This window comes from Bradyrhizobium sp. 191 (genome assembly GCF_023100985.1).
In the GTDB taxonomy this organism is placed as follows: domain Bacteria; phylum Pseudomonadota; class Alphaproteobacteria; order Rhizobiales; family Xanthobacteraceae; genus Bradyrhizobium; species Bradyrhizobium diversitatis.
This window is the reverse complement of record NZ_CP064692.1, coordinates 6,683,951-6,707,824: the sequence shown is the minus strand read 5'-3', so window position 1 is coordinate 6,707,824 and position 23,874 is coordinate 6,683,951. Positions and strand designations below refer to the sequence as shown.

At 65.5% G+C, this 23,874-nt stretch carries 22 protein-coding genes; 12 read left to right on the top strand and 10 right to left on the bottom strand.

Annotated elements, in window-relative coordinates; translation table 11 throughout:
- Positions 1 to 291: 291 nt before the first annotated feature.
- The 3 genes from IVB23_RS31435 to IVB23_RS31425 all read left to right on the top strand — a co-directional run bounded on the left by IVB23_RS31435 (position 292) and on the right by IVB23_RS31425 (position 1,260).
- Positions 292 to 558: a hypothetical protein gene (locus tag IVB23_RS31435; protein ID WP_131869778.1), complete on the top strand. Its 267-nt coding sequence runs from the start codon at positions 292 to 294 to the stop codon at positions 556 to 558.
- Complete coding sequence (locus IVB23_RS31430; protein WP_247801164.1) at positions 551 to 847, top strand: hypothetical protein; 297 nt, start codon at positions 551 to 553, stop codon at positions 845 to 847. The genes IVB23_RS31435 and IVB23_RS31430 overlap by 8 nt, the downstream gene beginning before the upstream one ends.
- 122 nt (positions 848 to 969) lie before the next feature.
- Positions 970 to 1,260, top strand: a complete 291-nt coding sequence (locus IVB23_RS31425; protein ID WP_061877615.1) for a DUF1488 domain-containing protein — start codon at positions 970 to 972, stop codon at positions 1,258 to 1,260.
- Positions 1,261 to 1,350: 90 nt separating this feature from the next.
- Here the strand turns inward: IVB23_RS31425 and rpsU are convergent, their stop codons facing one another.
- Positions 1,351 to 1,626, bottom strand: a complete 276-nt coding sequence (gene rpsU, locus IVB23_RS31420) for a 30S ribosomal protein S21 (RefSeq protein ID WP_025038058.1) — start codon at positions 1,624 to 1,626, stop codon at positions 1,351 to 1,353.
- A gap of 438 nt (positions 1,627 to 2,064) precedes the next feature.
- Between rpsU and IVB23_RS31415 the strand changes: the two genes are divergently transcribed.
- From IVB23_RS31415 to IVB23_RS31405, 3 genes are all read left to right on the top strand, one after another.
- Positions 2,065 to 2,274, top strand: coding sequence for a cold-shock protein (locus IVB23_RS31415; protein WP_028181638.1), 210 nt, complete (start codon positions 2,065 to 2,067; stop codon positions 2,272 to 2,274).
- Positions 2,275 to 2,370: 96 nt separating this feature from the next.
- Positions 2,371 to 2,613, top strand: a complete 243-nt coding sequence (locus tag IVB23_RS31410; RefSeq protein ID WP_082821951.1) for a transcriptional regulator — start codon at positions 2,371 to 2,373, stop codon at positions 2,611 to 2,613.
- Positions 2,614 to 2,665: 52 nt separating this feature from the next.
- Complete coding sequence (locus IVB23_RS31405; RefSeq protein WP_061877614.1) at positions 2,666 to 2,887, top strand: hypothetical protein; 222 nt, start codon at positions 2,666 to 2,668, stop codon at positions 2,885 to 2,887.
- 377 nt (positions 2,888 to 3,264) lie between these two features.
- Here the strand turns inward: IVB23_RS31405 and IVB23_RS31395 are convergent, their stop codons facing one another.
- The 3 genes from IVB23_RS31395 to IVB23_RS31385 form a co-directional block, all read right to left on the bottom strand.
- Positions 3,265 to 5,850, bottom strand: coding sequence for an EAL domain-containing protein (locus IVB23_RS31395; RefSeq protein WP_247801163.1), 2,586 nt, complete (start codon positions 5,848 to 5,850; stop codon positions 3,265 to 3,267).
- A gap of 158 nt (positions 5,851 to 6,008) precedes the next feature.
- Entirely contained in the window at positions 6,009 to 7,307 is a 1,299-nt protein-coding gene (locus IVB23_RS31390; RefSeq protein WP_247801162.1) for an MFS transporter, read from the bottom strand.
- A gap of 152 nt (positions 7,308 to 7,459) precedes the next feature.
- A complete protein-coding gene (locus IVB23_RS31385) occupies positions 7,460 to 9,853 on the bottom strand; it encodes an EAL domain-containing protein (RefSeq protein WP_247801161.1) in 2,394 nt (797 codons plus the stop codon).
- A gap of 326 nt (positions 9,854 to 10,179) precedes the next feature.
- Here IVB23_RS31385 and IVB23_RS31380 point away from each other — a divergent pair, with 326 nt between their 5' ends.
- Positions 10,180 to 11,346, top strand: coding sequence for an ABC transporter substrate-binding protein (locus IVB23_RS31380; protein ID WP_247801160.1), 1,167 nt, complete (start codon positions 10,180 to 10,182; stop codon positions 11,344 to 11,346).
- Between the two features lie 6 nt (positions 11,347 to 11,352).
- Here IVB23_RS31380 and IVB23_RS31375 read toward each other — a convergent pair whose 3' ends face one another.
- Genes IVB23_RS31375 through IVB23_RS31365 form a run of 3 tightly spaced genes read right to left on the bottom strand, consistent with a single transcriptional unit; the run spans position 11,353 to position 15,234 of the window.
- On the bottom strand, positions 11,353 to 12,330 hold the full coding sequence (locus IVB23_RS31375) for a hydroxyacid dehydrogenase (protein ID WP_061877610.1): 978 nt from the start codon (positions 12,328 to 12,330) through the stop codon (positions 11,353 to 11,355).
- An 11-nt stretch (positions 12,331 to 12,341) separates the two neighbouring features.
- The gene (locus IVB23_RS31370; RefSeq protein ID WP_247804994.1) at positions 12,342 to 14,195 is read right to left on the bottom strand and encodes a TRAP transporter large permease subunit; all 1,854 of its coding nucleotides are present in this window, start codon (positions 14,193 to 14,195) and stop codon (positions 12,342 to 12,344) included.
- A gap of 7 nt (positions 14,196 to 14,202) precedes the next feature.
- The gene (locus tag IVB23_RS31365; protein ID WP_061877609.1) at positions 14,203 to 15,234 is read right to left on the bottom strand and encodes a TRAP transporter substrate-binding protein; all 1,032 of its coding nucleotides are present in this window, start codon (positions 15,232 to 15,234) and stop codon (positions 14,203 to 14,205) included.
- Between IVB23_RS31365 and IVB23_RS31360 the strand changes: the two genes are divergently transcribed.
- Positions 15,233 to 15,547 (top strand): hypothetical protein, encoded by a 315-nt coding sequence (locus IVB23_RS31360; protein WP_197968114.1) that lies wholly within the window; start codon positions 15,233 to 15,235, stop codon positions 15,545 to 15,547. The genes IVB23_RS31365 and IVB23_RS31360 overlap by 2 nt on opposite strands.
- Before the next feature lie 37 nt (positions 15,548 to 15,584).
- On the opposite strand, the gene IVB23_RS31355 is transcribed toward IVB23_RS31360, so the two are convergent.
- Positions 15,585 to 16,028: a DoxX family protein gene (locus tag IVB23_RS31355; protein ID WP_061877608.1), complete on the bottom strand. Its 444-nt coding sequence runs from the start codon at positions 16,026 to 16,028 to the stop codon at positions 15,585 to 15,587.
- A gap of 96 nt (positions 16,029 to 16,124) precedes the next feature.
- Between IVB23_RS31355 and IVB23_RS31350 the strand changes: the two genes are divergently transcribed.
- Both IVB23_RS31350 and IVB23_RS31345 read left to right on the top strand, forming a co-directional pair.
- A complete protein-coding gene (locus IVB23_RS31350) occupies positions 16,125 to 17,045 on the top strand; it encodes a LysR family transcriptional regulator (RefSeq protein ID WP_247801159.1) in 921 nt (306 codons plus the stop codon).
- A 204-nt stretch (positions 17,046 to 17,249) separates the two neighbouring features.
- Positions 17,250 to 18,659 (top strand): caspase family protein, encoded by a 1,410-nt coding sequence (locus tag IVB23_RS31345; protein ID WP_246515731.1) that lies wholly within the window; start codon positions 17,250 to 17,252, stop codon positions 18,657 to 18,659.
- A 127-nt stretch (positions 18,660 to 18,786) separates the two neighbouring features.
- Here IVB23_RS31345 and IVB23_RS31340 read toward each other — a convergent pair whose 3' ends face one another.
- Entirely contained in the window at positions 18,787 to 20,211 is a 1,425-nt protein-coding gene (locus tag IVB23_RS31340; protein ID WP_247801158.1) for an FAD-linked oxidase C-terminal domain-containing protein, read from the bottom strand.
- 85 nt (positions 20,212 to 20,296) lie between these two features.
- On the opposite strand from IVB23_RS31340, the gene IVB23_RS31335 reads away from it, so the two are divergent.
- The gene (locus IVB23_RS31335; protein ID WP_247801157.1) at positions 20,297 to 20,803 is read left to right on the top strand and encodes a thioesterase family protein; all 507 of its coding nucleotides are present in this window, start codon (positions 20,297 to 20,299) and stop codon (positions 20,801 to 20,803) included.
- A gap of 3 nt (positions 20,804 to 20,806) precedes the next feature.
- Here IVB23_RS31335 and IVB23_RS31330 read toward each other — a convergent pair whose 3' ends face one another.
- A complete protein-coding gene (locus IVB23_RS31330; protein ID WP_018319670.1) occupies positions 20,807 to 20,980 on the bottom strand; it encodes a DUF1328 domain-containing protein in 174 nt (57 codons plus the stop codon).
- A gap of 236 nt (positions 20,981 to 21,216) precedes the next feature.
- Between IVB23_RS31330 and IVB23_RS31325 the strand changes: the two genes are divergently transcribed.
- Positions 21,217 to 23,862, top strand: a complete 2,646-nt coding sequence (locus IVB23_RS31325; RefSeq protein ID WP_197968127.1) for a UvrD-helicase domain-containing protein — start codon at positions 21,217 to 21,219, stop codon at positions 23,860 to 23,862.
- The last annotated feature ends 12 nt before the right edge of the window (positions 23,863 to 23,874 follow it).

Sequence of the window (23,874 nt, the reverse complement as noted above, 5' to 3'; positions counted from 1 at the left end):
CACGATCCATTCCGAAATGCGATCACCCGACATCGAACGCTCCAGCGCAGCCTTCGGCGGGAGCACATTTGCCCACAGTCACCGGTCGAAGCCGTCGAGACGCGCGGTGATGGCAACGAGCCTACGCCCGCGCCGAACCAATAGCGAGCGTTAAGTGCCTCTTGTCGTCGCACCGCGACGTGACCGTTCGCCCGTAAGGACACGATAGTGCTGGCTATTGCCGTGCCAAAGGCGCATGCTTGCAATAGCCGGCACCGGTTGGGGCTTCACTTGCGAAAGGCAGGCCTGCGCATGACCATCCGCTCGCGGCGAGAGACCGTCACCTTCAGGCATCCGTTCCACATCCGCGGCATCGAGCGCATCTTGCCGGCCGGCGCCTATGAGGTCGTCACCGACGAGGAGACGATCGAAGGCCTGACCTTCGCCGCCTATCGCCGGGTCGCCACGATGATCACCGTGCCCGCCGAAGGTGGGGGCGGTACCATGGAGATGCTGTCGATCGGCTCTGTCGATCTTGCGAATGCGCAAGCTGCAGACGCGAGCATCGCCAATGACTGACCAGCCGGTCGATCTCGACAAGCGCCGTGGCATGGCCGCGCAAAAGGCCACCGACCTGCGCCGCGCGCTGGCGGAGGTCGAGGCCCATGTCAGAGAGCTGCGCGAGCGCGAGGCCGACCTCGAACACCGCATGATGACAGTGCCCGCTGCGTCCTGGCAGGAAGCCTCGGTAAAGGCGCGCCATCTGCTCAACCTCTATGCTGCGGGCCTGCCGGCCGAGGACACCCGCCATCGCGCGCTCGTCTCGGCGTTGTTCGACGATTTCGCCCGGCTGTCCGGAGAGGGCTGAGCGAGGGCCACCTGCATTCTCGACGTGCATATTCGGCGGGAGCCGGGAAGCGGGCGCGCGGTACCAGTCAATGATTGGAGGGCGCGAACTCGCAAGGAAGCCAACACGTAACGGAGTGAGCCATGACACTGACCAGCACACTGACCAGCGGTCGCTTTATCGACCACGAATACGACCGGATGATCGTCCGGTTCTCGATGCATGACGGCGCCCGGGAGATTCCTTGCGCGATCTCGACCTCAGCGATGGATGATCTCGAGCACGGTGCACACGTCAAGCCCGAGCAGCGGGAAGCCCAATTCGCCCGTCTACGCGATCGCATCGAAGCATGCGCCGAGAGCAAATATCGCGCCACCGAGTTCGAAGGCACCCCGCCGGGCATCGTGCTTCGAGGCATCGATTTCAGGCCATAAGGAAAACAGCAGCCGGGACAGAGCAAGGTCCGGCCCTTCTGCGGCCTCAGCGGTGGCGCGCCGTCATGATATCCGGAATCAAGATCGCTTCTACTCCGGCCTTGCTTTGATCTCCGGCAGGGGCGGCTTGCGCTCGAAGGGCTTCTTCTTCGGTGGCGCGGGCAGCAATCCCTCCCTGATCGCCTGCTTCCGGGCGAGCTTGCGGGCGCGGCGAATGGCCTCGGATTTCTCGCGGGTCTTTCTCTCGGACGGCTTTTCGTAGGAACGGCGCTGCTTCATTTCCCGGAAGACGCCCTCGCGCTGCATCTTCTTCTTGAGAACACGGAGTGCCTGCTCAACGTTGTTGTCTCTGACGAGTACGTGCAATTTGTTCCTCCTGGCCCGGGCTGCGAATGCGACACGTCCTGCAGGGCAGCCAATTGCGCAGGAGCTTCATTGCGAATTTTTGAGGATAGTGATGGCGACATCGTCGCGGCTTCGGACGAGCCGATCTGCCTGTCACGGCGAGCACCTTGGTGACGTCAACGTGACCACTGTCGCGCGGCGCTGTCAATCGATAACGTCCTGCTTGAAGCTCGACGGACACACGCAAAGCGCCTCGACGGACCGGAGGAAGTGGCCTGCAGAAAACAAACCGGCTTCGCTCCTTGCAAAACCGCGAAAATCATATATGTTGAGGCCGTTCGATTAGCCGCTGTGCCTTGTTGAATGCGCCCGCGGGCTCCTTTTCCAATGTCATCGACGAAGTTGAAGATAGCTGCGTGATTGTCGCGCGGGATGCGCTTGTGCGCTTTGGAGAAGAGAATGACGACAGGTACAGTCAAGTGGTTCAATGGCCAAAAGGGCTTCGGTTTCATCCAGCCGAGCGATGGCGGCAACGATGTGTTCGTTCACATCAGCGCGGTTGAACGCGCCGGTCTTGCTGGTCTCGGCGAGGGCCAAAAGGTCAATTTCGAGATCAAGACCGACAAGATGCGAGGCAAAGTCAGCGCTGAGAACCTCTCGCTGGCTTGATATCGTGGCGCCGTTTCACGGATGTACTGAAACGGTTGCTTCGCCCGCTCAATCCCGGGATTGAGCGGGTTTGGCCGTTGCGGATCCGGGTGAACGATGAGCACCAAGAAACCGGTAGAGCCGTCACCCGAAAGCATTGCGCGTTCCGATCGCAAGCGCCTCGCCGCTGAAGAGGGAGCCCGGGCATTGGCAGACGTCGAAAGACAAGCCATCGAGGTTCGCAAGAACATGGCGCGGCTTCGAGAGGTGCGCGAGGCGAAGGAAGCGGCTGACGACGCGCTTCGAACAGCTTTGCCGGCGCCTACACTGAAGAGGCGTTCAAGAAAGCCGGCGCGATAGTCGACTTCAACGCCGCCGGCCAAACTTGAAGTGCCGATCTCATTGCCGGAGAGTGCAGATCGTGCCTAGAATCAAACCAGACCACGGAACCATCACCTTCTTCCTCGCATCCGGCGCAAACCGCCAGATGTGCCGGCTTGCCACGACATTCAACACCCAGAAGCAGGCCTTCAGCTATCTGCAGAAGCACCGAACGGAGTTCGAGCGTATGGCGCGAGCGCGCCTTGCTTCAGGGGAGCTCGAAGACGGGATTGTCGTGCTTCCGATGCTCTAAAGCATGATCGGGAAAAGTGCGCGGCGGCTTTTCCGACGATTCACCACCCCAGATGTCAAAGCAGAACAGCGACACTCAATTCGTCTTCCCGGATTGGCTTCGTCGTTCAGCTTCCCTCGCCAACCGTTCAGCCTTGAGTCGTTCACGATTTGCGTGGAAGGTCTGTTCCGCCTTCTCGTAATCGGTCGCGGGCTTCGTCACGGTCTGCTTGAAGAGACTGTTCGCCTCCTTCGCCGCATGCGATTGGGAATACCGTCTCATCGCTTGTCGTCCATATCGCTGGTGGTTCGAACTGCTTCGGTATCGGCGACGTCCTGGTGCCCAGCCTTATGCGGTTTGATGCGTTCCTATCGGCCGGAAATATCGCTCGAAGGCAGCTACGCCGACCGCTTCACCGCATCCTCGCCCGCCGGCGTGATATCAAGCCGCCGCAGCATCGCCCTCGCCTGCTCGGCGCAGTGGTCGATCAGCCAGCGCTCGAAGGCGACAGGAGGCAGCGCGGGTGAATAGAGGAAGCCCTGGACGATGTCGCAGCCGAGCTCGGCCAGCGTCCTGCGCTGCCCCTCGGTCTCGACGCCCTCGGCGACCACGGTCATGCCGAGGCCCTGACCGACGCGGACCACGGCGGTCGCGATCGCGAGCGCGCCCGGGTCTTTCTCGATGTCGCGCATGAAACTGCGGTCGATCTTCAATTCGCGGATCGGCAGATGCGCGAGCCGGCTCAGGCTGGAATAGCCGGTGCCGAAATCGTCCACCGAGAGGCCGACGCCGAGCTCGCGGATCGCGTTCATCGTCTCCAGCGCTGCGACGCCGTCCTGCATGAACGCGCCTTCGGTAATCTCCAGCATCAGCGCGTCCGGCGGCAGATCGTATTCGGCCAGGATGTCCTTCAGCCGCGCCGCCAGCGCGACGTTGCGGAAATTGATCGGCGACAGGTTCACCGAGACGCAGGGAATGTTGAGCCCCGCGTGGCGCCAGCTCGCGATCTGTCGGCAGGCCTCGCGCACGGACCACAGGCCGATCTGCTCGATCAGGCCGCATTCCTCGGCGAGCGGGATGAACTTTGCCGGCGAGACGTCGCCGAGCGCGGCATCGCGCCAGCGCGCCAGCGCTTCGACGCCATGGATCGCGCCGTCGCAGCTGCGGATCTGCGGCTGGTAGCTGAGACTCAGTGCGCCTTCCGCGATCGCGCGGCGCAGTGCCGCGATCAGGGCCAACCGCTGCTCGGCGAGCACGTTCATCTCGGCACTGAAGATGCGATGGGTCGAGCGTCCGGCCTGCTTGGCCATGTACATGGCGGCGTCCGCCTGCTGCATCAAGGTGTCGATATCGGTGGCGTGATCGGGGTAGAGGCTGATGCCGATGCTGGCGGACATCGGCATCAGCTTCGACCCGAGCCGGAGCGGGCGCGCCAGAGCTTCGGCGATATCGGCCGCGGCGCGCTCGGCGCTCTCGACGTTGCGTTGCGGCAGCAGGATGACGAACTCGTCGCCGCCGAGCCGCCCCAGCATGTCGCCGGGACCGATATGCTCGCGCAGGCGTTGCGCGAGCTGGACCAGGAGCTCGTCGCCGGCCGCGTGACCAAGCGTATCGTTGACGTCCTTGAAATGATCGACGTCGAGGAAGGCCAGCGCGACATGGCTGCTGGTCGGGCAGGCATCGATGGCCGTGGTGATCAGGTGCCGCAACTGGGCCCGATTGGGCAGGCCGGTGAGGATGTCGTGATAGGCAAGCCGCGCGATCTCGGCGCGCGCCTCCTTGCGCTCGATCGCGAAGGCGCCGAGGTTGACGCAGGCCTCGACGATGCGCCGGTGCCAATTGCTCGGCGCGCGCGGCTCGCGATAGTAAAAGGCGAAGGTCGCGATGACGCGGCCGTCCTTGGCCTTGACCGGGGTCGACCAGCACGCACGCAGGCCGATCGCGAGCGGCATCGCCTTGTAGGGCTGCCAGCGCGGATCGGTGTCGAGATCGGTCGCCAGAACCGGTGTACCGTAGAAGGCCGCGGTGCCGCAGGAGCCGACATTGGGGCCGATCGCGATGCCGTCCAGCGCGCGGGAATAGTCCTCAGGCAGGCTGGGACCGCCGAGCGGATGGATCAGGCCGGCGGCATCGACGTGAAGCAGCGAACAGACCACGTCGGGCGCGATCTCCTCGACGCGGCGGCACAGCCGGTCGGCAATCTCGCCGATCGGCACCTCGTCGGCGAGCGCGCTCATGATGAGCTGCTGAAGCGAGCGCAGTTGCTTGGTCTCGGTGATATCCTCGAGCAACGCGAAGATATGCTTGACCCGGCCCTTGCTGTCGCGGAACGTGTCGATCCGGGCGGAGACCCAGATCTCCTCGCCGTCCTTGTTGTAGACGAGCAGCTCGGCCTCGCCGCGATGTCCGCCACGCATCAGGCGCCTGACGAGCTTCGCGAGGGCCCTGCGATCGGTGTGACGACCGGCAACGAGCCCGTCGGCGCTGCGACCTGCGGCCTCCTCGCTGGTGTAGCCGAACAGCGCCGTGAACGCCGAATTGACGTAGACGATGTTCTGCCCGACGTCGGTGATGATCACCGCGCGGTTGGTCTGGTCGGCGACGGCGTGGAGAAGCGCGATCCTGACGCGCCGATCCGCATCAAGAGTGACGTCGCGAGCGAACACGATGCGATGGGTCGCGCCGCCAATCGTCGTTGATGACATCGACACCAGCGCCTTGATGCGGCTGCCGTCGCGCCGCACGAGGCTGATCTCCTCGCGGAACTCCGCGGTCGCGCCGGCCTCAAGACATTTGAGGGTGAGCACTGCGGCGTTGCGGCCGAGCACTTCGGTCGCAGCGAGCTTCCAGATCCGCTCCGCGGCACGGTTGAAGTGCGTGATGCGATGCGCGTCATCGACGATGACGACGCCATCCTCGGCGCGTGCGAGTGCGGCGCGCAGCACGTCCGGCATTTCGGTCGTGGGACAATCGGAGGCAGACATCGTTGGAACCGGACGGCGTCGGGAAGAAGTGGTACTAAACCGACGCTAGTGCTCCGATGGTGTCCAAGACGTTTTTGCGGGCCCGTGGCGTCACGCCAAGACGCGATATGCTTAACGCTCTCCGAAGAGGAAACGTCCAATGCGATGCTTGAGACAACCTACCGCGCAATACCGCCGGGGAGCTTGTGCAGCCGGCCGGCGACGGCCCGCACCTTGCGCGGCGCGGCCCGCCAGATCGAGAGCGCCGACAGTCCGCTCATGACGATCGCGATGGCAAAGGCAAGCGTGTAGTCGCCGGCACGATCATAGAGGAAGCCCGTCACCCACGGTCCTGCCGCACCACCGGCCAGCGCCGCCAGCATGATCGTGCCGAAGATGCTGCCCTGGTGCCTTCCCTGGAAAATCTCGAACACCACCGCCCCCATGATCGAGGTGAGACCGTAGCCGAGCGCCCCTTGCGTGAGGACCATCAGGTAAACCAGCCACAGCGACGGCTGGAACTTCAGCGCCATCAGCGCCGCAAAACAGATCGCAAAGCCCGCGCAGCTGATCGCCCACACCCATTCTCGCCCGATCCGGTCAGAGACATGGCCGAGCAGGATCTGGCCGGGAATTCCGAGCAGGCTGACGATGCCGAGTGCCCACACCGCAACATTGGCGCTGAACCCGATGTCGAGCAGGAATTTGGTCTGATGGACCTGCACCGCGTACCAGATGTAAAGGCCGCAGAAATAGCCCAGCGCAATCCACCAGAAGCGCGCGGTCGCGACGGCGCGTTTCAGCGTCCAGTCGGTACTGACCCAGACGGCGTCGACCACATTGGAGATCGGTTTTGGAGCGCCTGCGGCCGGGGCGGCATCGCCGTCCGGCTGAAGGCCGATGTCCTCGGGGCGCTTGCGCAGCAACAGATTGATCGGCGCCAGCACGATCAGGACGAGCAGTCCCATCGCGGTGCAGGCGGTGCGCCACCCGGTTTGCTCGATCAGGTGCTGCACCCAGGGCAGCAGCGTCACCGAGCCGATGCCGACGCCGGCAAAGGCGATACCGATGGCGAAGCCGCGTTTGCGGATGAACCAGTTCGGCAGGAACAGCGACTGGCCGGAATAGCCGAGGCACACCGAGCCTGCACCGACCATGACGCCGATGGTGACATAGAGATGCCACGGCGCGCTGGTCAGCGGTGCCAGCAGCAGCCCGCCGCCCATCAGCACGACGCCGAGCTCCATCACTGCGCGCGGCCCGGCGCGATCCATCAGGCGGCCGATCAGCGGGCTGACCACGCCCGACACCACGAAGCCGAAGGAGAAGGCGCCCGCCGTGACGCCGCGCTCCCAGCCGAACTCGGAGATGATGGGCGGAAAGAACAGCGAGAAGGCGGTACGCGCGTTGACGCCGATGGCCATGGTGACGAAGGTCACGGCGACCACCACCCAGCCGTAGAAGAACGGAAGCCGCATGTTGTGCTTGTTTCATCCCTGGACGTTCCTTCGGATCATCCGGGGATGCACTGGTCAAGCGCTTTTCGCGCATGCCCGCTGGGCGAGGACAGGGCTTCCGCAGCGTCCGACCCGGGCATCGTCCCGGCCATCCACGCCTCGCCGAGCCGCGTTCAGGCGGCGTCGCGCCGCGACGGCTTGGCCGGCTCGTCGAACTGGATCCCTTCGATCGGTTGCGGCCTGCCCAACAGATAGCCTTGCGCGAAATTGACGCCGAGCACCTTCAGCCGCTCGAACTCCTCGCACGTCTCGACGCCCTCGGCCGTGACCGACATGTCCAGCCCGCGCGCCAGTGTCACGATCGCGGAGATGATGGCGGAGCTGCGCGGCTGATGCGTGAGGTTGCGGATGAACGACTTGTCGATCTTGATCTTGTCGAACGGGAACGCGGTCAGGTAGCTGAGCGACGAATAGCCGGTGCCGAAATCGTCGAGCGCCAGCTCGATCCCGATGCTCTTCAGCCGCTCCATGAAGGCGTGGTTCTCGACCGCGCGCTCCAGCAGCACGGATTCCGTGATCTCGATCTCCAGCCTCTGCGGCGGCAGGCCGGAATCGGCGAGCGCCGCGCAGATCATGTCGAACAGCTCGGCCTCCTTGAACTGGATCGGCGACAAGTTGACGGCGACCATGAGATCGGAGGGCCAGCCGGCGGCGTCAGCGCAGGCGCGCCGCAGCACGAATTCGCCGAGCGGCACGATCAGACCGGTCTCTTCCGCTAGCGAGATGAACTGGTCCGGCGGGATCAGCCCGCGCGTCGGATGCCGCCAGCGCACCAGCGCCTCGAAGCCGCGCCGTACGCCACTGAGGGCATCGACGAACGGCTGATAGTGCACCTCCAGCTGGCACTGTGCGATGGCGTCGCGCAGATCTCCTTCCAGCGTGTTGCGGGCCTCCAGCTCGGCCGACATCGCCTCGTCGTAGATGGTGAAGCAGTTGCGGCCCGCCGATTTCGAACGATAAAGCGCGAGGTCGGCTTTCTTCAGGAGCTGCTCCTGATCGCTGCCGTGATCCGGCGAGATCGCGATGCCGATGCTGGTGCCGATCTCGACGCGGTGTCCCGGCAGCAGGAAAGGTTTGCTCACGAGCTTGGCGATCTGCGCCGCCAGCTCGGTCGAACAGGCGCGCTGGTCCTCGCAGGCTTCCTGGATGATGGCGAATTCGTCGCCGCCGAGCCGCGCCAGCACGTCGTTCGCGCGCATCGCGGATTTCAACCGCTGTGCCACCTGGCGCAGCAGCGCATCGCCGGCTGCGTGACCGAGGGAGTCGTTGACGTTCTTGAAGCGGTCGAGGTCGAGCATCAGGATCGCGAAGGGCGGACCCGTCACGCCGGATTGCCGGTGCATCTCGTCGAGCCGGGTGAGGAAGTAGGCGCGGTTCGGCAGTCCGGTGAGTATGTCGGTCTGGGCAAGTTCGAGCACCCGCCGGTTCGCCTGCGACAGCCGCCGCGAATTGCGGCTCGCGAGCATCAGATAGGTCGACAGCGACATCGTCAGCAGCATGCCGACGATCAGCACCGCGCCGGCGCGATCGTAAGTCGTCGCCAGCGGACCGCCAGCGGTTGGAACCGCCCGCACCTGCCAGGCGGTATCGCCGATCTTGAGACTGCCCGACCAGTGCACGGCCTGTGCGATGTCCCGCATCGAATGCGGCGCGGTGGCGCCCGACGAGTAATCCGGCAGCGCTTCCTCCTCGTTGGCGACCTGCGCCGCGAAGGGCGGGTACACGTTCATGCTGACTGCCGGGCTTGCTCCGGTGGTCACGCGAATGGACTGGATCAGCAGCGGCAGGTCGAAGATGCCGACGACGAAACCGGCGAGATTGCGGCGCCGGTCCGCGATCTCCTCGCGCGACGTGCCCTTGGCGTAGACGGGAATGGCGACGAGAACGTCGGGCACCCGGCTGCCCCCCTGCTTCGGCTCGAAGAGGCGGGTGCGAATGGCTGCGACGCGATCGTTGTCGCGCGCGCGCTGCAGCAGCGCCCGGCGCTCCGGAACGGTCGCGTAGTCCATGCCGTAGACCGACGAGGTCTTCGGCTGAGTCGAGTAGAACACCGGAAAATATTCGTCGCCCTGCGTTGCGGTGACGAATCTCTCACCCTGCAGCGACTTGATCCGATAGCCGGACACGCCGTCGGCGATCGCCGCAGCTTCGTATTCGGCGCGCTCCTTGCTGTTGACGCGCGGCAACCAGGCAAGGCGCAGCATGCCGGGATGGCGCTCGAACAGGCGGGCGCTGAAGGTCTCGAATTCGCTGCGAGTGACTTCGTCGCTGGTCGATTCGAACAGCGTGCGCAGCGCGAGAAGCCGTGAGATATACTCGTTCATGCCGTTCTGCATGACGATCGACTGGGTCTCGGCCGCGTTCTCGAACTCGCCCCGGTTGACGCGATCCTCCCACCGCGCCACGGCGGCAGCGCCCACGATCGAGAACAGCAGGCCGATGCCGACCGCCACGAGCGCAGGGCGATAAAGCCCGAGCAGCGGCGCGGCACGCCACCATCCGCTCATATGCCTCCGATCCTGATCGTTCTGATCGCGACCGCCCATCTTGATCTGCAAGTCCCCATCGGTACGGCGGCACGAACTTCTGGTTGAGCCGCCGGCGCGACTATCGGACCAGGATCGGGGTTAAGAACTGGCCAATTTCGCAAACCGCACCGCCGCGCATCGCGCGGCTTAGTTAACGATTGCCCAGAAAGTTCCGGCAGAGTGGCAGTAACTTGCCGATTTTGCCCGGAGTCTTACGGACCGTCGACGCGGCACAAATTAGCGTCCTGTTCAGCCCGCAGGATTTATCGTCTCCGCAACCCATCCTGTATTCGGCAAGCATCCTCATGTCACGATCGCAGTTCGCGACCTACGTCGGCTTGACCATCGCATTGTTGGCCGCAGCGATGCTTTCCGCCAAGGGCGACGAAGTCGGCGTCGGCGAGGACGCGATCCTGTTCGGTCAGGCGGCAGCGCTCGAGGGCCCCTCCTCCGCGCTCGGACAGCGCATGCGGCAAGGCATCGTCGCGGCCTTCACCGAGATCAACGCCAAGGGCGGCGTCCACGGCCGCAAGCTCCAGCTCATCAGCCGCGACGACGGCTACGACCCCGATCGTTCGGTGACGCAGACGCTGCGCCTGATCGAGGACGACAAGGTGTTCGCGCTGATCGGCGCGGTCGGCACGCCGACCGCCATCGCCACAATTCCGATCACCAGCACCAGGAACATTCCCTTCATCGGCCCCTTCACCGGCGCCGAATTCCTCCGCGACCTCGAGCTTCCCAACGTCGTCAACATCCGCGCGAGCTACGGCGCGGAGGCCGAGGCCTGGGTCAAGCACCTCACCGAGGATCGCCGCTTCAGCCGCATCGGCATCTTCTACCAGGACGATTCCTTCGGCCGCGACGGCCTCCTCGGCGTCAAGCGGGCGCTTGCGAGGCGCGGCCTCGAACTCGCCGCCGAAGGCACTTTCGAGCGCAACACCCGCGCGGTCGCCGCGGCCTTGCGGGTGATCAAGCGCGCCGAGCCCGAAGCCGTCGTCATGGTCGGGACCTACGGCCCCTGCGCGGAATTCATCAAGCTCGCGCGCCGCAGCGGCTTCTCTCCGACCTTCGTCAACGTCTCCTTCGTCGGCGCCAACGCGCTCGCCGGGGAGCTTGGCCCGGACGGCGAAGGCGTCATCGTCTCGCAGGTCGTGCCCTTTCCCTGGGACCGCTCGCTCAAGCTCGTCGCCGACTACCAGAGGGCGCAGCACGCGTTCGATCCGACGCTGACACCGGACTTCGTGTCGCTCGAAGGCTATATCTCCGGTCGCCTCGCGGCCGCGGCGCTGGAAAGGGCCGGACCGCAGCCGACGCGCGCGAGCCTATTGCGCACCATCAACGATATCGGCCGTTTCGACATCAGCGGCTCCATCGTCACCGTCGGCCCGCGCATGATCGATACGCCGCCGAAGGTGTTTTTGACGGTGATCCAGAAGGACGGATCGTTCAGGGCGGTGGATCGGCTGTAGGGCCCTTCACGGCCGCCGCATCCAGCGGTCGGCGTTGACCGCACCTGGCGGCACCTCGCCTTTGACGATGGCCTCGACTTGCCGCACGGTTTCCAGCGACTGATATTCGATCGCCTGCGGCGTCAGCCCGCCGACATGCGGCGTGGCGATCACATTGGGCAGCTTCGCCAGCTCGGGCGTCGGCATCTGGTCGGGTGCGCGGCCGACATCCATCGCCGCGCCGGCGATGCGGCCCCCGCGCAGTGCGCGCGCCAGTGCGGCTTCGTCGACGAGATTGCCGCGCGAGAGATTGACGAAGACTGCATGCCTCTGCATGCGCGACAGCGCCGCTTCGCCGATCAGGTTCTCGGTCTGCTCGTTGGCAATGGCGAGGCAAACGACGTAGTCCGATGCGGCGAGCAGCTCGTCGAGACCGACCTGGCGGATGGCGCTGTCGCTGACGTTCGCGAAGGGATCGGCGACCAGCACCTCCATGCGCAGCACCTTTGCCACTTCGGCAAGATAGCGCCCGATGCTGCCATAGCCGATGATGCCGATTCGGCTGCCGGCGAGCTGGCGGCCCATCCGCGCCTCCGCCTTGCGACCGGCCTGATAGTCGGCAGTGGTCCGCGACACCCCGCGGGAGAGATCGACCATGAAGCCGAGCGCGAGCTCGGCCACCGCCTGCACGAAGCCGGGTCCGGCGCGGGTCACGAGCACGCCGGCCTCCGAGGCCGCTTCGACGTTGACGTTGCGGATGTCGACGGCGCAGCGGACGAAGGCTCGCAGGTGCGGCAATTGCGCAAAGATCTCGCCGCAGCCCTCGGTCATGCGATCGGCGACGATGATGTCTGCCTCTTTGGCGGCGCGTACGAGGCCGGCCGCGTCCAGCGGGTCATCGCCCTCGTGCAGGATCACCTCGGCGGCCGCGCGCAGGCCGTTCAGGCTGCGATCGCCATAGTAATTGCGCCGCATCTCCGGCGTGTGAGCCAGCAGGACCTTCACGGCAGCCCCCTTCAGTAGCCGAATGCCCGCGGCAGCGCAGTCGAGAGCCACGGCACGAAGGCGATGACGAGCAGGCAGAGGAACAAGAGACCGAGATAGCCCATGATCGGCTTCACGGTCTGCTCGATCGGCACGTTGCCGATCAGGCAGGCGCCGTAGAGGCCAAGTCCCAGCGGCGGCGCGAACAGGCCGATGCCCATGGCGATGACGAGCACGACGCCGAAATGAAGGGGATCGACGCCGAGCTGCACGGCGACCGGCAGCAGCAGCGGCCCGAAGATGATCAGGGCGGCCGCGCCTTCCAGCACCGAGCCCATCACGATCAGCACTGCGATCGCCAAGAGGATGAACAGCCAGACGCCCGAGGTCTTGGACAGGCCGAGCATGAAGTCGCCGACCGCATGCGGCACCTGCTGCAAGGTCAGCATGAACGCCAGCGACTGCGCGGCGGCGACTATGAACAGCACCAGGCCTGCGCGCGTCGCCGCCTGCACGAAACTGTGCGCGGCCGATTTAAAGCCGAGCTCGCGGAACACCACGCTGCCGACGACGAGCGCATAGGCCACCGCGAAGGCCGAGATCTCGGTCGCGGTGGCAAAGCCGCTCTTGAAGCCGAAGAAAATCATGAAGATCAGGCCGAACGAGGCGATCGCGCCGCTCCACAGACCCGACACCGGCATTTGCGGCTCGACATCCTCCGCCTCCGCCGGCCGCGTGCCGAAGATGATGGACACCGCGATCAGCACCAGCGCCATCAGCGCCGATGGCAAGAGACCCGCCACGAACAGGCCGCCGATCGAAAGGTTCGCCACGAAGCCGAGGATGATCAGGTTGATGCAGGGCGGAATGGTCTCCGCCATCACTGCGGAGGCTGCGAGCAGCGCCACTGCGCCGCCGGGGTTCTGCTTCGAGCGTCGCGCCGCCGGGATCAGCACCGAACCGACCGCGGCGACGTCGGCCATCTTCGAGCCGGAGATGCCGGAGAACAGCACCATCGAGGCCACCATCACAACGTTCAGCCCTCCGCGCATCCGGCCCACGGCGCGCTGCAGCAACTCGATCAGCCGCACCGACATGCCGTTGGCTTCCATGAGATAGCCGACCAGGATGAAGAAGGGGATCGCGAGCAGCACGAAGTTGTCGATGCCGCGTGCCATCTGCTGCGCGAAGATGACGCCGGGCAGCGCGCCCTCGACCCAGATGAAGATCAGTGCGGCGAGCGCCAACGCAAATCCGATCGGCAAGCCGCCGAACAGGGTAGCGAAGAAGCCGATCAGCATCAGCATGCCCGCCGACGGCACCGACGACGGCGACAGATAATCCCAGGCGAGATAGAGGCCGGTCACCGCGATGATGGCAACAAGGCCCCTGACGATCTCGGGGAACGGCCTCGCGCAGAGATGATCAATCGCGAACACCGTCATGAACAGCGCGCCGATGCCCATCGGATAGAAGGTCAGCTCCAGCGGCAGGCCGGAGCCGGTGGTCTGCCCCGACGTCAGCGAGCCCAGCTTGATGGCGTTGTAGGCGACATAGCCGGAGATCACCACGATCAGCAGCGCGCTGGCGGCATCGACCAGTGTGCGCAGCCGCACCGGCAAGAGATCGCGGAAGAACGACACACCGATATTCTCGCCGCGCGCGAGCGCGCTCGCCGCGCCGAAGAAGGCCGAGCCGACCATCAGTCCGCGAGCAACGTCATCGGACCATTCGACCGGCGCGTTCAAAAAGAAGCGCAGCAGCACGGAGGCGCACACCACCACGAGATCGGCGGCCAGCAGAATGGCCGCGATCGCATCGCTGAGCCGAAGCAGCAGCACGATGCTGCCGTTGCGGCCGCCCGAGAGGGGCACGGCGGCTGTCATCGCCATATCAGGCTTGCGTCGCGCGGATGATGTCGATGACGGCCTTGGAGCCAGGCCGCGCCTTGATGAAGTTCTCGGTCTGCGGCTCCACGCGTTTCTTGAACGCCTCGCGGTCGCATTCGGCGACCGTCACGCCCTTCTCAGTCAACGCCGCAAGCGCCTCCTTCTCGACCGCGAGTCCATGGGCACGGGTGTCGGCCGCGGCCTTCTTGGCGGCATCGAGGAAACCCTCGCGCAGCTTCGGATCCATGCGATTGTAGGTCATGTCGCTGAAGTAGATCGCGAGCGGCGAGAAATTGTGCTGCGTCAGCGCGTAGAACTTCGCCGTTTCGAAGAACTTGCTGGCCAGGATGGTCGGCGGGTCGTGCTCGAGCCCATCGAGCACGCCGGCCTGCAAGGCCGTGTAGATCTCGCCGAAGGCAAGCGGCGTAGCGGCCGCGCCCATCAGGCGCAGGCATTCGGTGATGACGGGATTTGGCAGGGTGCGGATCTTGAGGCCGGCAAGATCCTCCGGCGTCTTCACCGGCTTCTTCCCCAGCACGCTGCGAGAGCCGAAATTGTAGGCCCAGGCGATGATGCGGATGTTGCCGCCCTTGAGCAGCGCATCCTCGATCGGCCTGGCGGCGCCGGCCTCGAACGCCTTGGTCTGCTGCGGGAAGCTCGAGAACAGAAAGCCGAGGTCGAAGGTGCCGACCAGCGGCACCAGATTGGCCGAGATCGACGAACCCGACACCATGAGGTCGATGACGCCGAGCTTCACCGAATTGATGACGTCGATCTCCTGACCGAGCTGATTGTCGGGAAAGAAGGCGACCTCGATCTGCTCGCCGAGGCCGTTACCCTTCAGATTCTTGATCAGGTTGTCGTAGTAGACGCGGCCATTGGCGTATTTGGGATCGTTCGGCAGCGAGGAGGAGCACTTCAGCTTCAGCGTCGCAGCTTCGGCTCGGCCGATGATAGCGGGGGAGAGCACAATGCCGGCGGTGACCGCCGCCGATGACTTGATGAACGCGCGACGGTTCACGGGCACGATGGTCATGGTGCGGCTTCTCCCTGCTCTTTTTCTTCGCCACGATCGTTGCCGCAGCCTGTTGCGCGGACTGTATGGCCAAAGCGACGGCACAGGCAAGGGATGCGGCCGGCAACGTCGCGATGACACGAGCGACGGGCGCTCCGCGGAAATCGCGACGGAACGCCTCCGTTTGTCGGTGTTTTCGCACATGCCGCACGGCAGCGACGAGACCTGCCATGCAGGATTGGGGGAGATCGATCCAATTCAGGTATGGATCGATGCCGAACGCAGATTGATCGGATTGCAACGAAGCAAACGACGAAAGCCGCGGGCATCGTGATCCCGCGGCTCCAGAGGCTTGAGCGAATGCGGTGACGTCAGCGCGAATGTGCGCCGCTGAGCTGGCCGCCCGCCGCCGCGACATCGCGCGAGGGACGCAGCGCGTAGGCGCCGTCGCCGAGCAGGGCCTGCGCCGCGAGCGCGATTGCCCAGAAGGCGGGGAATTCCCAGCCGCCCTTGGGATTGGTGAAGAAAAAGCCGGCCGCGCCGTGCACCGTGAAGATCGCGCCGAGCAGGATCGGGATTCCTGCCAGCGCCGCATAGCGGGTCCAGACGCCGAGGATCAGCGCGACACCGCTGAGCACTTCCACGGTCATAATGAGATAGGCGAGCTCGGGCGGAAAGCCGAGGCTACCGAAGAACTTTGCGGTACCAGCCGGCGTGAACACGAACAGCTTCAGGCTGGCATGGGCCAGGAACAGCGCGCCCAGGGTCACGCGCAGCACCAGCGCGGCGTAAGGGGCGGTACGGGAATCGATCATGGCAGTCTCCTTTGCGCCTCAAGATGATCTATTCTCATATCGGTGATAATCTGGTATTTTTGAAATATACTTCACACCAACAGAGCGAGATCGGCTTTGCTTGACCGCCTGACCAGCCTGGAGGTCTTCGCGAAGGTTGCCGCGGCCGGCAGCCTCTCCGGCGCGGCCCGGGCCATGGGGCTGTCGCAGACCATGGTGACTAAGCATGTCGCCTCGCTGGAGGCGCGGCTCGGCACAAAACTGTTCCACCGCACCACGCGGCGGCTCTCCATCACCGAAGCCGGACGGAGCTATCTGGAATCCGCCGAGCGCATTCTCGCCGACATGGAGGCCGCCGACTCGGCGATCTCGCGTGAACGCGTCGAGCCGCGCGGGCTGCTGCGGGTCAACGTCCCCGTCGTGTTCGGTACGAGGCAGATTGCGCCTGCAATCGCGGAGTTCTCGGCAGTCCATCCCGAGGTCACCGTCGAGCTCGGTCTCAACGATCGCCTCGTCGACCTCGCCGAGGAAGGCTGGGACCTCGCGATCCGCATCGGCAGCTTGCGCGACTCCAGCATGGTGGCCCGAAAGCTCGCGCCGAACCGCCTCGTGGTCTGTGCCGCACCTTCCTATCTTGCCAGGCACGGCACACCGCGCACCGTCGCCGACCTCGCCCGGCACAATTGCCTCGGCTACACGCTTTCGCAGCAGGCGAGCGCGGCGGAATGGCTGTTCGGCGTCGAGGGCGAGATCCGCGTCCAGGTCAGCGGCACCTTGCGTGCCAACAATGGCGATGCGCTGCGCGCGGCGACGCTGGCCGGCCTCGGCCTTGCGCGACAACCCACCTTCATCATCGCCGACGATTTGCGCTCAGGCGCGCTCGTCGCGCTCCCGCTCGACCAGCCAGAGATCCAGACGTCGGCCGTGCATGCGGTCTATCTGCCCGATCGCCGCCCGCCGGCCAAGGTGCGCGCCTTCATCGACTTTCTCGCCGCGCGCTTTGCGCCGGTGACGCCCTGGGACCGCGGACTGCCGTGACGGCGCACGGCCTGAGGCGCAGCTCCGGCCAGATCCACTGCCCGATTTGTCGCCCGCGTAACGTGATCCAGCGCACAGACGCTCTCATGGCGCGGACTTAGGAAAAGTGACATCATCGTGCGCATTGCCGTTGGAGGTGACATCATGCGCCGTCCAGTCTTTTCGAATTTTCTTCTTGCGTCCGGTCTTCTCGCCCTTGCTCAATTGGCGACTCCCACGGACGCGGCCGCCGAAACGCGGCTTGCGCTGGTGATCGGCCAATCGGCCTATCGCACCGTGCCGGAGCTGCCCAACGCCGCCAACGATGCCAAAGGCATGACGGAGCTGCTCGGCAATGCGGGCTTCACCGTCACCACCGCGGCCAACCTGTCGCAGAACGAGATGCGCGCGGCGATTTCGGATTTCGCCGGCAAGGTCGGTGCCAGCGGCGCCGATACCGTCGCACTGGTGTTCTATGCCGGCCATGGCCTGCAGATCGACGGCGAGAATTACCTGGTGCCGGTTGATCTCGACCCCAAGCGCGAGGCCGACATTCCGCTCCAGGGCGTGCGGCTGAACGACCTGCTCAACACGCTCGGCGCGCTGCCGACGCGGGCGCGCATCTTCATGCTCGATGCCTGCCGCAACAATCCGTTCCCCGCGCTCAGCGGCGCCGGCCACGGACTTGCGATCGTCGACACCAAGGCCGGCGCGCCCGGCTCCTTCATCTCCTATTCGACCTCGCCCGGCGCCGAAGCCGAGGACGGCAACGGCATCGACAGCCCCTACACCGCGGCCGTGCTGACGGTTGCCAAGCAGCCCAATCTGGCAATCGAGGAAATGTTCAAGCGCATCCGCGTCGCCGTGGCGCAATCGACCGACGGCCGGCAGATCCCCTGGGAGAGTTCGTCGCTGACCACCGACTTCAGGTTCTTCGGCGAGAGCAGCGGCAGCACGCCCGCTCTTCCCGGCGCATCCGCGATGGCGCTCGCCGGCGGCACGCGCAGCCTCGAAGACTGGCGCAAGGAATTACGAGGCAAGCCTGCCATGGTCGCCTATGAACTCGTGATCACCGAGGACACGGTGCCCGCTTATCAGGCCTATATCGAACTCTACGCACAGGACGCCCGCACGCCGCGCCTGCGCACCGTGCTCGAGCGGCGGCGGCAGATGCTGGCCTGGGAGCGCGCGACCGCGATCAACACACGCGCCTCGTTCGAGGCCTATCTGGCGAACTGGGACAACAGCGATCTCGCGGCAACCGCGCGCCGGCTGCTGCTCCGCGTGCAGAACCGCAACTACGCCTTGCCCGTGGCCGCCACGGCGACGCCCGTCGCGGTCGCGATGGCGCCGACCTGCCCGTGCTCGACGCCGTCGCCGGCGACGCCTGTCAATCCGAGCGTTCCGCCCACCATCAAGAAACGCGTCGACACCCCACCGAAGCGCAAGGTGGTCGAGACGCCACCGAAGCCGCGTCGGCCGCCACCGCCCGACGAAGTGGTCGTCTACGAGCGTGCCCCGCCGCCCCCGCCCGCAGCCGTGGGTGTCGGCATCGGAATCGGAATTGGCATGGGCCGCGGCGGCTACGGCGGTGGCTATGGCGGCTCGGCACGCGGCGACTACCGCAGGTATTGAACCGATCCGGCATGAACTCGCACCGGACCGCGCCCATCGCGCGGGCCGCATCTATTGCGCCAGTGCCGGGACAATCGCGCTGAACGGCTTCCCGCATCCAGCCGGCCTGGATCGCGCGGACTGTGCGCTAGGCCTCCGGCACGATCTTGCCGGGGTTGAAGATGTTGAGCGGATCGAGCGCCTTCTTCAACGCCCGCATCGCATCGAGCGCCTCGGAGCCGAGCTCGGCCTTGAGATATTTCTGCTTGCCCTGTCCGATGCCGTGCTCACCGGTGCAGGTGCCGTCCATCGCCTGCGCGCGCTCGACCAGCCGATGCATGAACTCCTCGCCGCGTGCCATCTCGTCGGCATCGTTGGTGTCGCAGACCAGCGAGCAGTGGAAATTGCCGTCGCCGACATGGCCGACGATCGGCGACAGCAAATTGAGGCGCTCGAGATCCTGCTCGGTCTCGCTGACACAATCGGCGAGCCGCGAAATCGGCACGCAGACGTCGGTCGCAACCACGCCGATGCTGTCGCCGGGCCGCAACGCCTTCACCGACCAATAGGCGTCGTGCCGCGCCTGCCAGAGCTTCGTGCGGTCCTCGGGCTTGGTGGTCCAGGAGAAATCGCCGCCGCCGCAGTCCCTTGCGATCTCGCCGAACGCTTTCGACTGCTCGCCGACCTCGATCTCGCTGCCGTGGAATTCCATCAGCAGCAGCGGCGTCTCCGGCAGCGTCAGCTTGGAATAGGCATTGCAGGCTTTCACCTGCGCGGCATTGAGCAGCTCGATGCGCGCGACGGGAATGCCGGTCTGGATCGCCAGGATCACGGCCTGACAGGCGCCGTGCACGGTCTCGAACGACACCGCGCCGGCCGCGATTGTCTCGGGGATGCCGCGCAGGCGAATGGTCAATTCCGAGATGATGCCGAGCGTGCCCTCGGCGCCGACGAAGAGATGCGTGAGGTCGTAGCCGGCCGACGACTTCTTCGCGCGCGTGCCGGTGGTGATGATCTCGCCGTCGCCGCGCACCACTTTCAGCGCCAGCACGCTGTCGCGCATGGTGCCGTAGCGCACCGCATTGGTGCCGGAGGCGCGGGTCGAGGCCATGCCGCCGAGCGAAGCATCCGCGCCGGGATCGATCGGGAAGAACAGGCCCTGGTCGCGCAGATGCTCGTTCAGCGCCTTGCGGGTGACGCCGGGCTGGATCACGCAGTCGAGGTCTTCGGCATGCACCGCCAGCACCTTGTTCATGTCGCGCAGGTCGATCGAGATGCCGCCCGCGGGCGCGTTGACCTGGCCCTCGAGCGAGGTGCCGGTGCCGAAGGCAATGACCGGCACGCGGCTTTTCGCGCAGATCCGCACCACGTCCTGGATGTCGGCGGTCTCCTGCGCCATCACCACGCCGTCCGGCGGCTGGTTGGGGATCCATGTGGTGGTATGGCCGTGCTGCTCGCGCACGGCCTGCGAGGTGATGAGGCGGTTGCCGAAGCGTGCGGCAAGCTGCTCCAGCGTGCTCGCGAGGGCTTTCGGCTCCGGCCGCGGCGGATTATTGGTGATGGTCGTACTCACGGAATTCCTCCCGAAAGAAGAACCGTGGCAAAGGACATAAAACCGGTCAAGTCAAGCGACCGGACGCATAGCTTGGGAAGGAAACATGCCGGAGACTGCCGCCTCAAGGCCCGAAGCCGCGCCGTTCCGCGCCTCGATCATGCAGATCGAGCCGCAATGGATCGACTATAACGGCCATCTCAACATGGCCTATTACAACGTGATGTTCGACCGCGCGATCGACCAGCTCTGGCTGGAGCTCGGGATCGGACCGACCTACATGAAGGAGCGCGGCGGCTCGACCTTCACGGCCGAATGCCACGTGCGGTATCGCCGGGAAATCCATTTGGGCGATCCCGTGCAGATCCTCGTCTGGCTGCTCGAGGCCGACGACAAGCGGCTGCACACGTTCGAGGAGATGCGGCACGCGACCGAGGGCTGGCTGTCGGCCACGTCCGAGAACATGTCGCTGCACATGGACATGAATGCACGACGCGTTGCGCCGTTTCCGCCGGATATTCGCGAGCGCATCGCTGCGGTCACAAGGGCCCACAGCGCGGGAGCACGCCCCGAGGGCATCGGCCGGAACGTGGCGATGCCCTCGAAGCGATAAGCGCTATACCCTGTTGCGGCCGCGCGCCAGGCCGACCACGGCCGAGACCAGGAACAGGACCACCGCGATGAAGAAGATGATCTTGGCGATCTCGATCGAGGCGCCGGCGATGCCGCCGAAGCCAAGGATGCCGGCGATCAGTGCGATAACCAGAAACGTCACAACCCAGCCTAGCATGGTCAAACCCTCGTCTTGATGTTGTCTGCGATCGACGCGGCTGGCCGCGCCACCTGTCCTGACAATCTCGACGCGGGAACGATAGTTCCGGTCCCGGCGGGAGCGAAATTCGCGGCCCGTGCTGGAACAAATCGGCCTGCCGCGCACGTGGAAAACCCGGCCCGGCGCCCCATATACGCACCAATCCCTGTTAAGAAGGCTCCCTTCCACCACCCCGCGGTGCCATCGTGGGGCCGATGATTCGCATGACCGAGCCGAGCAAGATCACGTCCCAGAATGTCCCCGACCACCAGCCCGCAGCCGGCGGCATCGCCGCGCGTGCGCGCGCCTCGGTGGGCCCGAAATACCTCGCCGGGCTCAATCCGGAGCAGCGCGAGGCGGTGGAGACGCTGGACGGCCCGGTCCTGGTGCTGGCCGGCGCCGGCACCGGCAAGACCCGCGTCCTGACCACGCGCATAGCGCACATCCTGAGCCAGGGCCGCGCCCGCCCCGCCGAGATCCTGTCGGTGACCTTCACCAACAAGGCCGCGCGCGAGATGAAGCACCGGCTCGGCCAGATGCTCGGCCATGCCGTCGAGGGCATGCCGTGGCTCGGCACCTTCCACTCCATCGGCGGCCGCATCCTGCGTTTCCATGCCGAGCTGGCGCAGCTCAAGTCGAACTTCACCGTGCTCGATGTCGACGACCAGGTCCGGCTGCTCAAGCAGCTGCTGCAGGCCGAGAACATCGACGACAAGCGCTGGCCGGCGCGCATGCTGGCGGGCTTGATCGACGGCTGGAAGAACCGCGGCCTGATGCCCTCGCAGGTGCCCTCTGGCGAGGCCGCTGTCTTCGCCAACGGCAAAGGCGGCAAGCTCTATGCGAGCTATCAGGAGCGGCTGAAGATCCTGAACGCGGCCGATTTCGGCGATCTCTTGCTGGAGAACATCCGGATCTTCCGCGAGCACCCGGATATCCTGCGGCAGTATCAGCAGCGCTTCAAATACATCCTGGTCGACGAGTACCAGGACACCAACGTCGCGCAATATCTATGGCTCCGGCTGCTGTCGCAGGCGCCCTCTTCTGCTTCCTTCGCCTCTCCCCGCGTGCGGGGAGAGGCCGACGCACGCAGCGCTGCGGGTGAGGGGGACTCTCCAAGCACCGCGCTCGTGGAGACTCCCCCTCATCCCGACCTTCTCAGCGCGAGCGAAGCTCGTCGCGCCCCCGCATCCGCCTTCGCCAAGGCTTCGGCGGACATGAGCGGGGAGAAGGAGAAAACCAAGAACATCTGCTGCGTCGGAGACGACGACCAGTCGATCTATGGCTGGCGCGGCGCCGAGGTCGACAACATCCTGCGCTTCGAGCACGATTTCCCCGGCGCCAAGGTGATCCGCCTCGAGCGCAACTATCGCTCGACCGGCCATATCCTCGCCGCCGCCTCGCATTTGATCGCGCACAATGAAGGCCGGCTCGGCAAGACGCTGCGCACCGAGGATCAGGACGGCGAGAAGGTCACGGTGACGGGCTCCTGGGATTCGGAAGAGGAAGCCCGCGGCATCGGCGAGGAGATCGAGCAGCTGCAGCGCCAGGGCGAGAAGCTCAACGAGATCGCGATCCTGGTGCGCGCCTCCTACCAGATGCGCGAGTTCGAAGACCGCTTCGTCACGCTCGGCCTGCCCTATCGCGTCATCGGCGGCCCGCGCTTCTACGAGCGCGCCGAGATCCGAGACGCGCTGGCATACTTGCGCGTCATCAATTCGCCGGCCGACGACCTCGCCTTCGAGCGCATCGTCAATACGCCGAAGCGTGGGCTTGGCGACGCCACCGTGCAGATGCTGCACGACCATGCCCGCAAGCGCCGCATTCCCCTGTTCGAGGCCGCGCGCGCGGTGGTCGAGACCGACGAGCTGAAGCCGAAGGCGCGCGGAAGCTTGCGCGATCTCGTCGCCCAGTTCGACCGCTGGCGCGCCCAGCGCGAGGTCACCGCGCATACCGATCTCGCCCAGATCGTGCTCGACGAGAGCGGCTATACCGAGATGTGGCAGAAGGACCGCTCGGCGGACGCCGCGGGCCGGCTGGAGAACCTGAAAGAGCTGGTGCGCTCGATGGAGGAGTTCGAGAACCTGCAAGGGTTCCTGGAGCACATCTCGCTGGTGATGGACCGCGAGGGCGGCGCCGAGGACGACGCGGTGTCGCTGATGACGCTGCATTCTGCCAAGGGCCTCGAATTCGACAACGTGTTCCTGCCGGGCTGGGAGGAAGGCCTGTTCCCGAGCCAGCGCACGCTGGACGAACAGGGCCGCGCCGGCCTCGAAGAAGAGCGCAGGCTCGGCCATGTCGGCCTCACCCGCGCGCGCCGCCGTGCAAAGATATACTTCGCGACCAACCGGCGGATCCACGGCACCTGGTCGACCACGATCCCGTCGCGCTTCCTGGACGAGTTGCCGGCGGCCAATGTCGAGATCACGGAATCCAAGGGCGGCTCGGGCTGGGGCGGCACCGGCGGCTACGGCGCCTCGCGCTTCGACGACATGGAGGCGTTCGGCTCCAGCTATTCGACGCCGGGCTGGCAGCGCGCCCAGGCCAATCGCAACCGCGGCAGCGGCCGCAATGGCGGCGGCAGAAGCGGCTTCGAGGAAGAGACGTCCACGTTCTCGACCTCCTCGTCATCCGGCCCCGATTTCGGCAGCTTCTCCTCGCGCCGCCGCGGGCCTCTGACGATCGAGGGCGAGCTGGTCGCCAAGTCCACCGGCACGACCTCGGAGTTCTCGCTCGAAGACCGCGTCTTCCACCAGAAATTCGGCTACGGCCGCGTCACCAGGATCGACGGCAACAAGCTCACCATCACCTTCGACAAGGCCGGCGAGAAGAAGGTCGTGGACAGCTTTGTGCAGCGGGCGTGAACAGCCTTCCGC

What these genes read in the sequence shown, in the direction of transcription:
- IVB23_RS31360 (WP_197968114.1), top strand. Translation starts at nt 15,233, where the DNA reads ATGGTGCGGCTTCTCCCTGCTCTTTTTCTTCGCCACGATCGTTGCCGC.
- IVB23_RS31430 (WP_247801164.1), top strand. Translation starts at nt 551, where the DNA reads ATGACTGACCAGCCGGTCGATCTCGACAAGCGCCGTGGCATGGCCGCG.
- IVB23_RS31335 (WP_247801157.1), top strand. Translation starts at nt 20,297, where the DNA reads ATGCCGGAGACTGCCGCCTCAAGGCCCGAAGCCGCGCCGTTCCGCGCC.
- IVB23_RS31435 (WP_131869778.1), top strand. Translation starts at nt 292, where the DNA reads ATGACCATCCGCTCGCGGCGAGAGACCGTCACCTTCAGGCATCCGTTC.
- IVB23_RS31325 (WP_197968127.1), top strand. Translation starts at nt 21,217, where the DNA reads ATGATTCGCATGACCGAGCCGAGCAAGATCACGTCCCAGAATGTCCCC.
- IVB23_RS31355 (WP_061877608.1), bottom strand. Translation starts at nt 16,028, where the DNA reads ATGATCGATTCCCGTACCGCCCCTTACGCCGCGCTGGTGCTGCGCGTG.
- IVB23_RS31330 (WP_018319670.1), bottom strand. Translation starts at nt 20,980, where the DNA reads ATGCTAGGCTGGGTTGTGACGTTTCTGGTTATCGCACTGATCGCCGGC.
- IVB23_RS31425 (WP_061877615.1), top strand. Translation starts at nt 970, where the DNA reads ATGACACTGACCAGCACACTGACCAGCGGTCGCTTTATCGACCACGAA.
- IVB23_RS31370 (WP_247804994.1), bottom strand. Translation starts at nt 14,195, where the DNA reads ATGACAGCCGCCGTGCCCCTCTCGGGCGGCCGCAACGGCAGCATCGTG.
- IVB23_RS31385 (WP_247801161.1), bottom strand. Translation starts at nt 9,853, where the DNA reads ATGAGCGGATGGTGGCGTGCCGCGCCGCTGCTCGGGCTTTATCGCCCT.
- IVB23_RS31415 (WP_028181638.1), top strand. Translation starts at nt 2,065, where the DNA reads ATGACGACAGGTACAGTCAAGTGGTTCAATGGCCAAAAGGGCTTCGGT.
- IVB23_RS31390 (WP_247801162.1), bottom strand. Translation starts at nt 7,307, where the DNA reads ATGCGGCTTCCGTTCTTCTACGGCTGGGTGGTGGTCGCCGTGACCTTC.
- IVB23_RS31365 (WP_061877609.1), bottom strand. Translation starts at nt 15,234, where the DNA reads ATGACCATCGTGCCCGTGAACCGTCGCGCGTTCATCAAGTCATCGGCG.
- IVB23_RS31380 (WP_247801160.1), top strand. Translation starts at nt 10,180, where the DNA reads ATGTCACGATCGCAGTTCGCGACCTACGTCGGCTTGACCATCGCATTG.
- IVB23_RS31395 (WP_247801163.1), bottom strand. Translation starts at nt 5,850, where the DNA reads ATGTCTGCCTCCGATTGTCCCACGACCGAAATGCCGGACGTGCTGCGC.
- IVB23_RS31410 (WP_082821951.1), top strand. Translation starts at nt 2,371, where the DNA reads ATGAGCACCAAGAAACCGGTAGAGCCGTCACCCGAAAGCATTGCGCGT.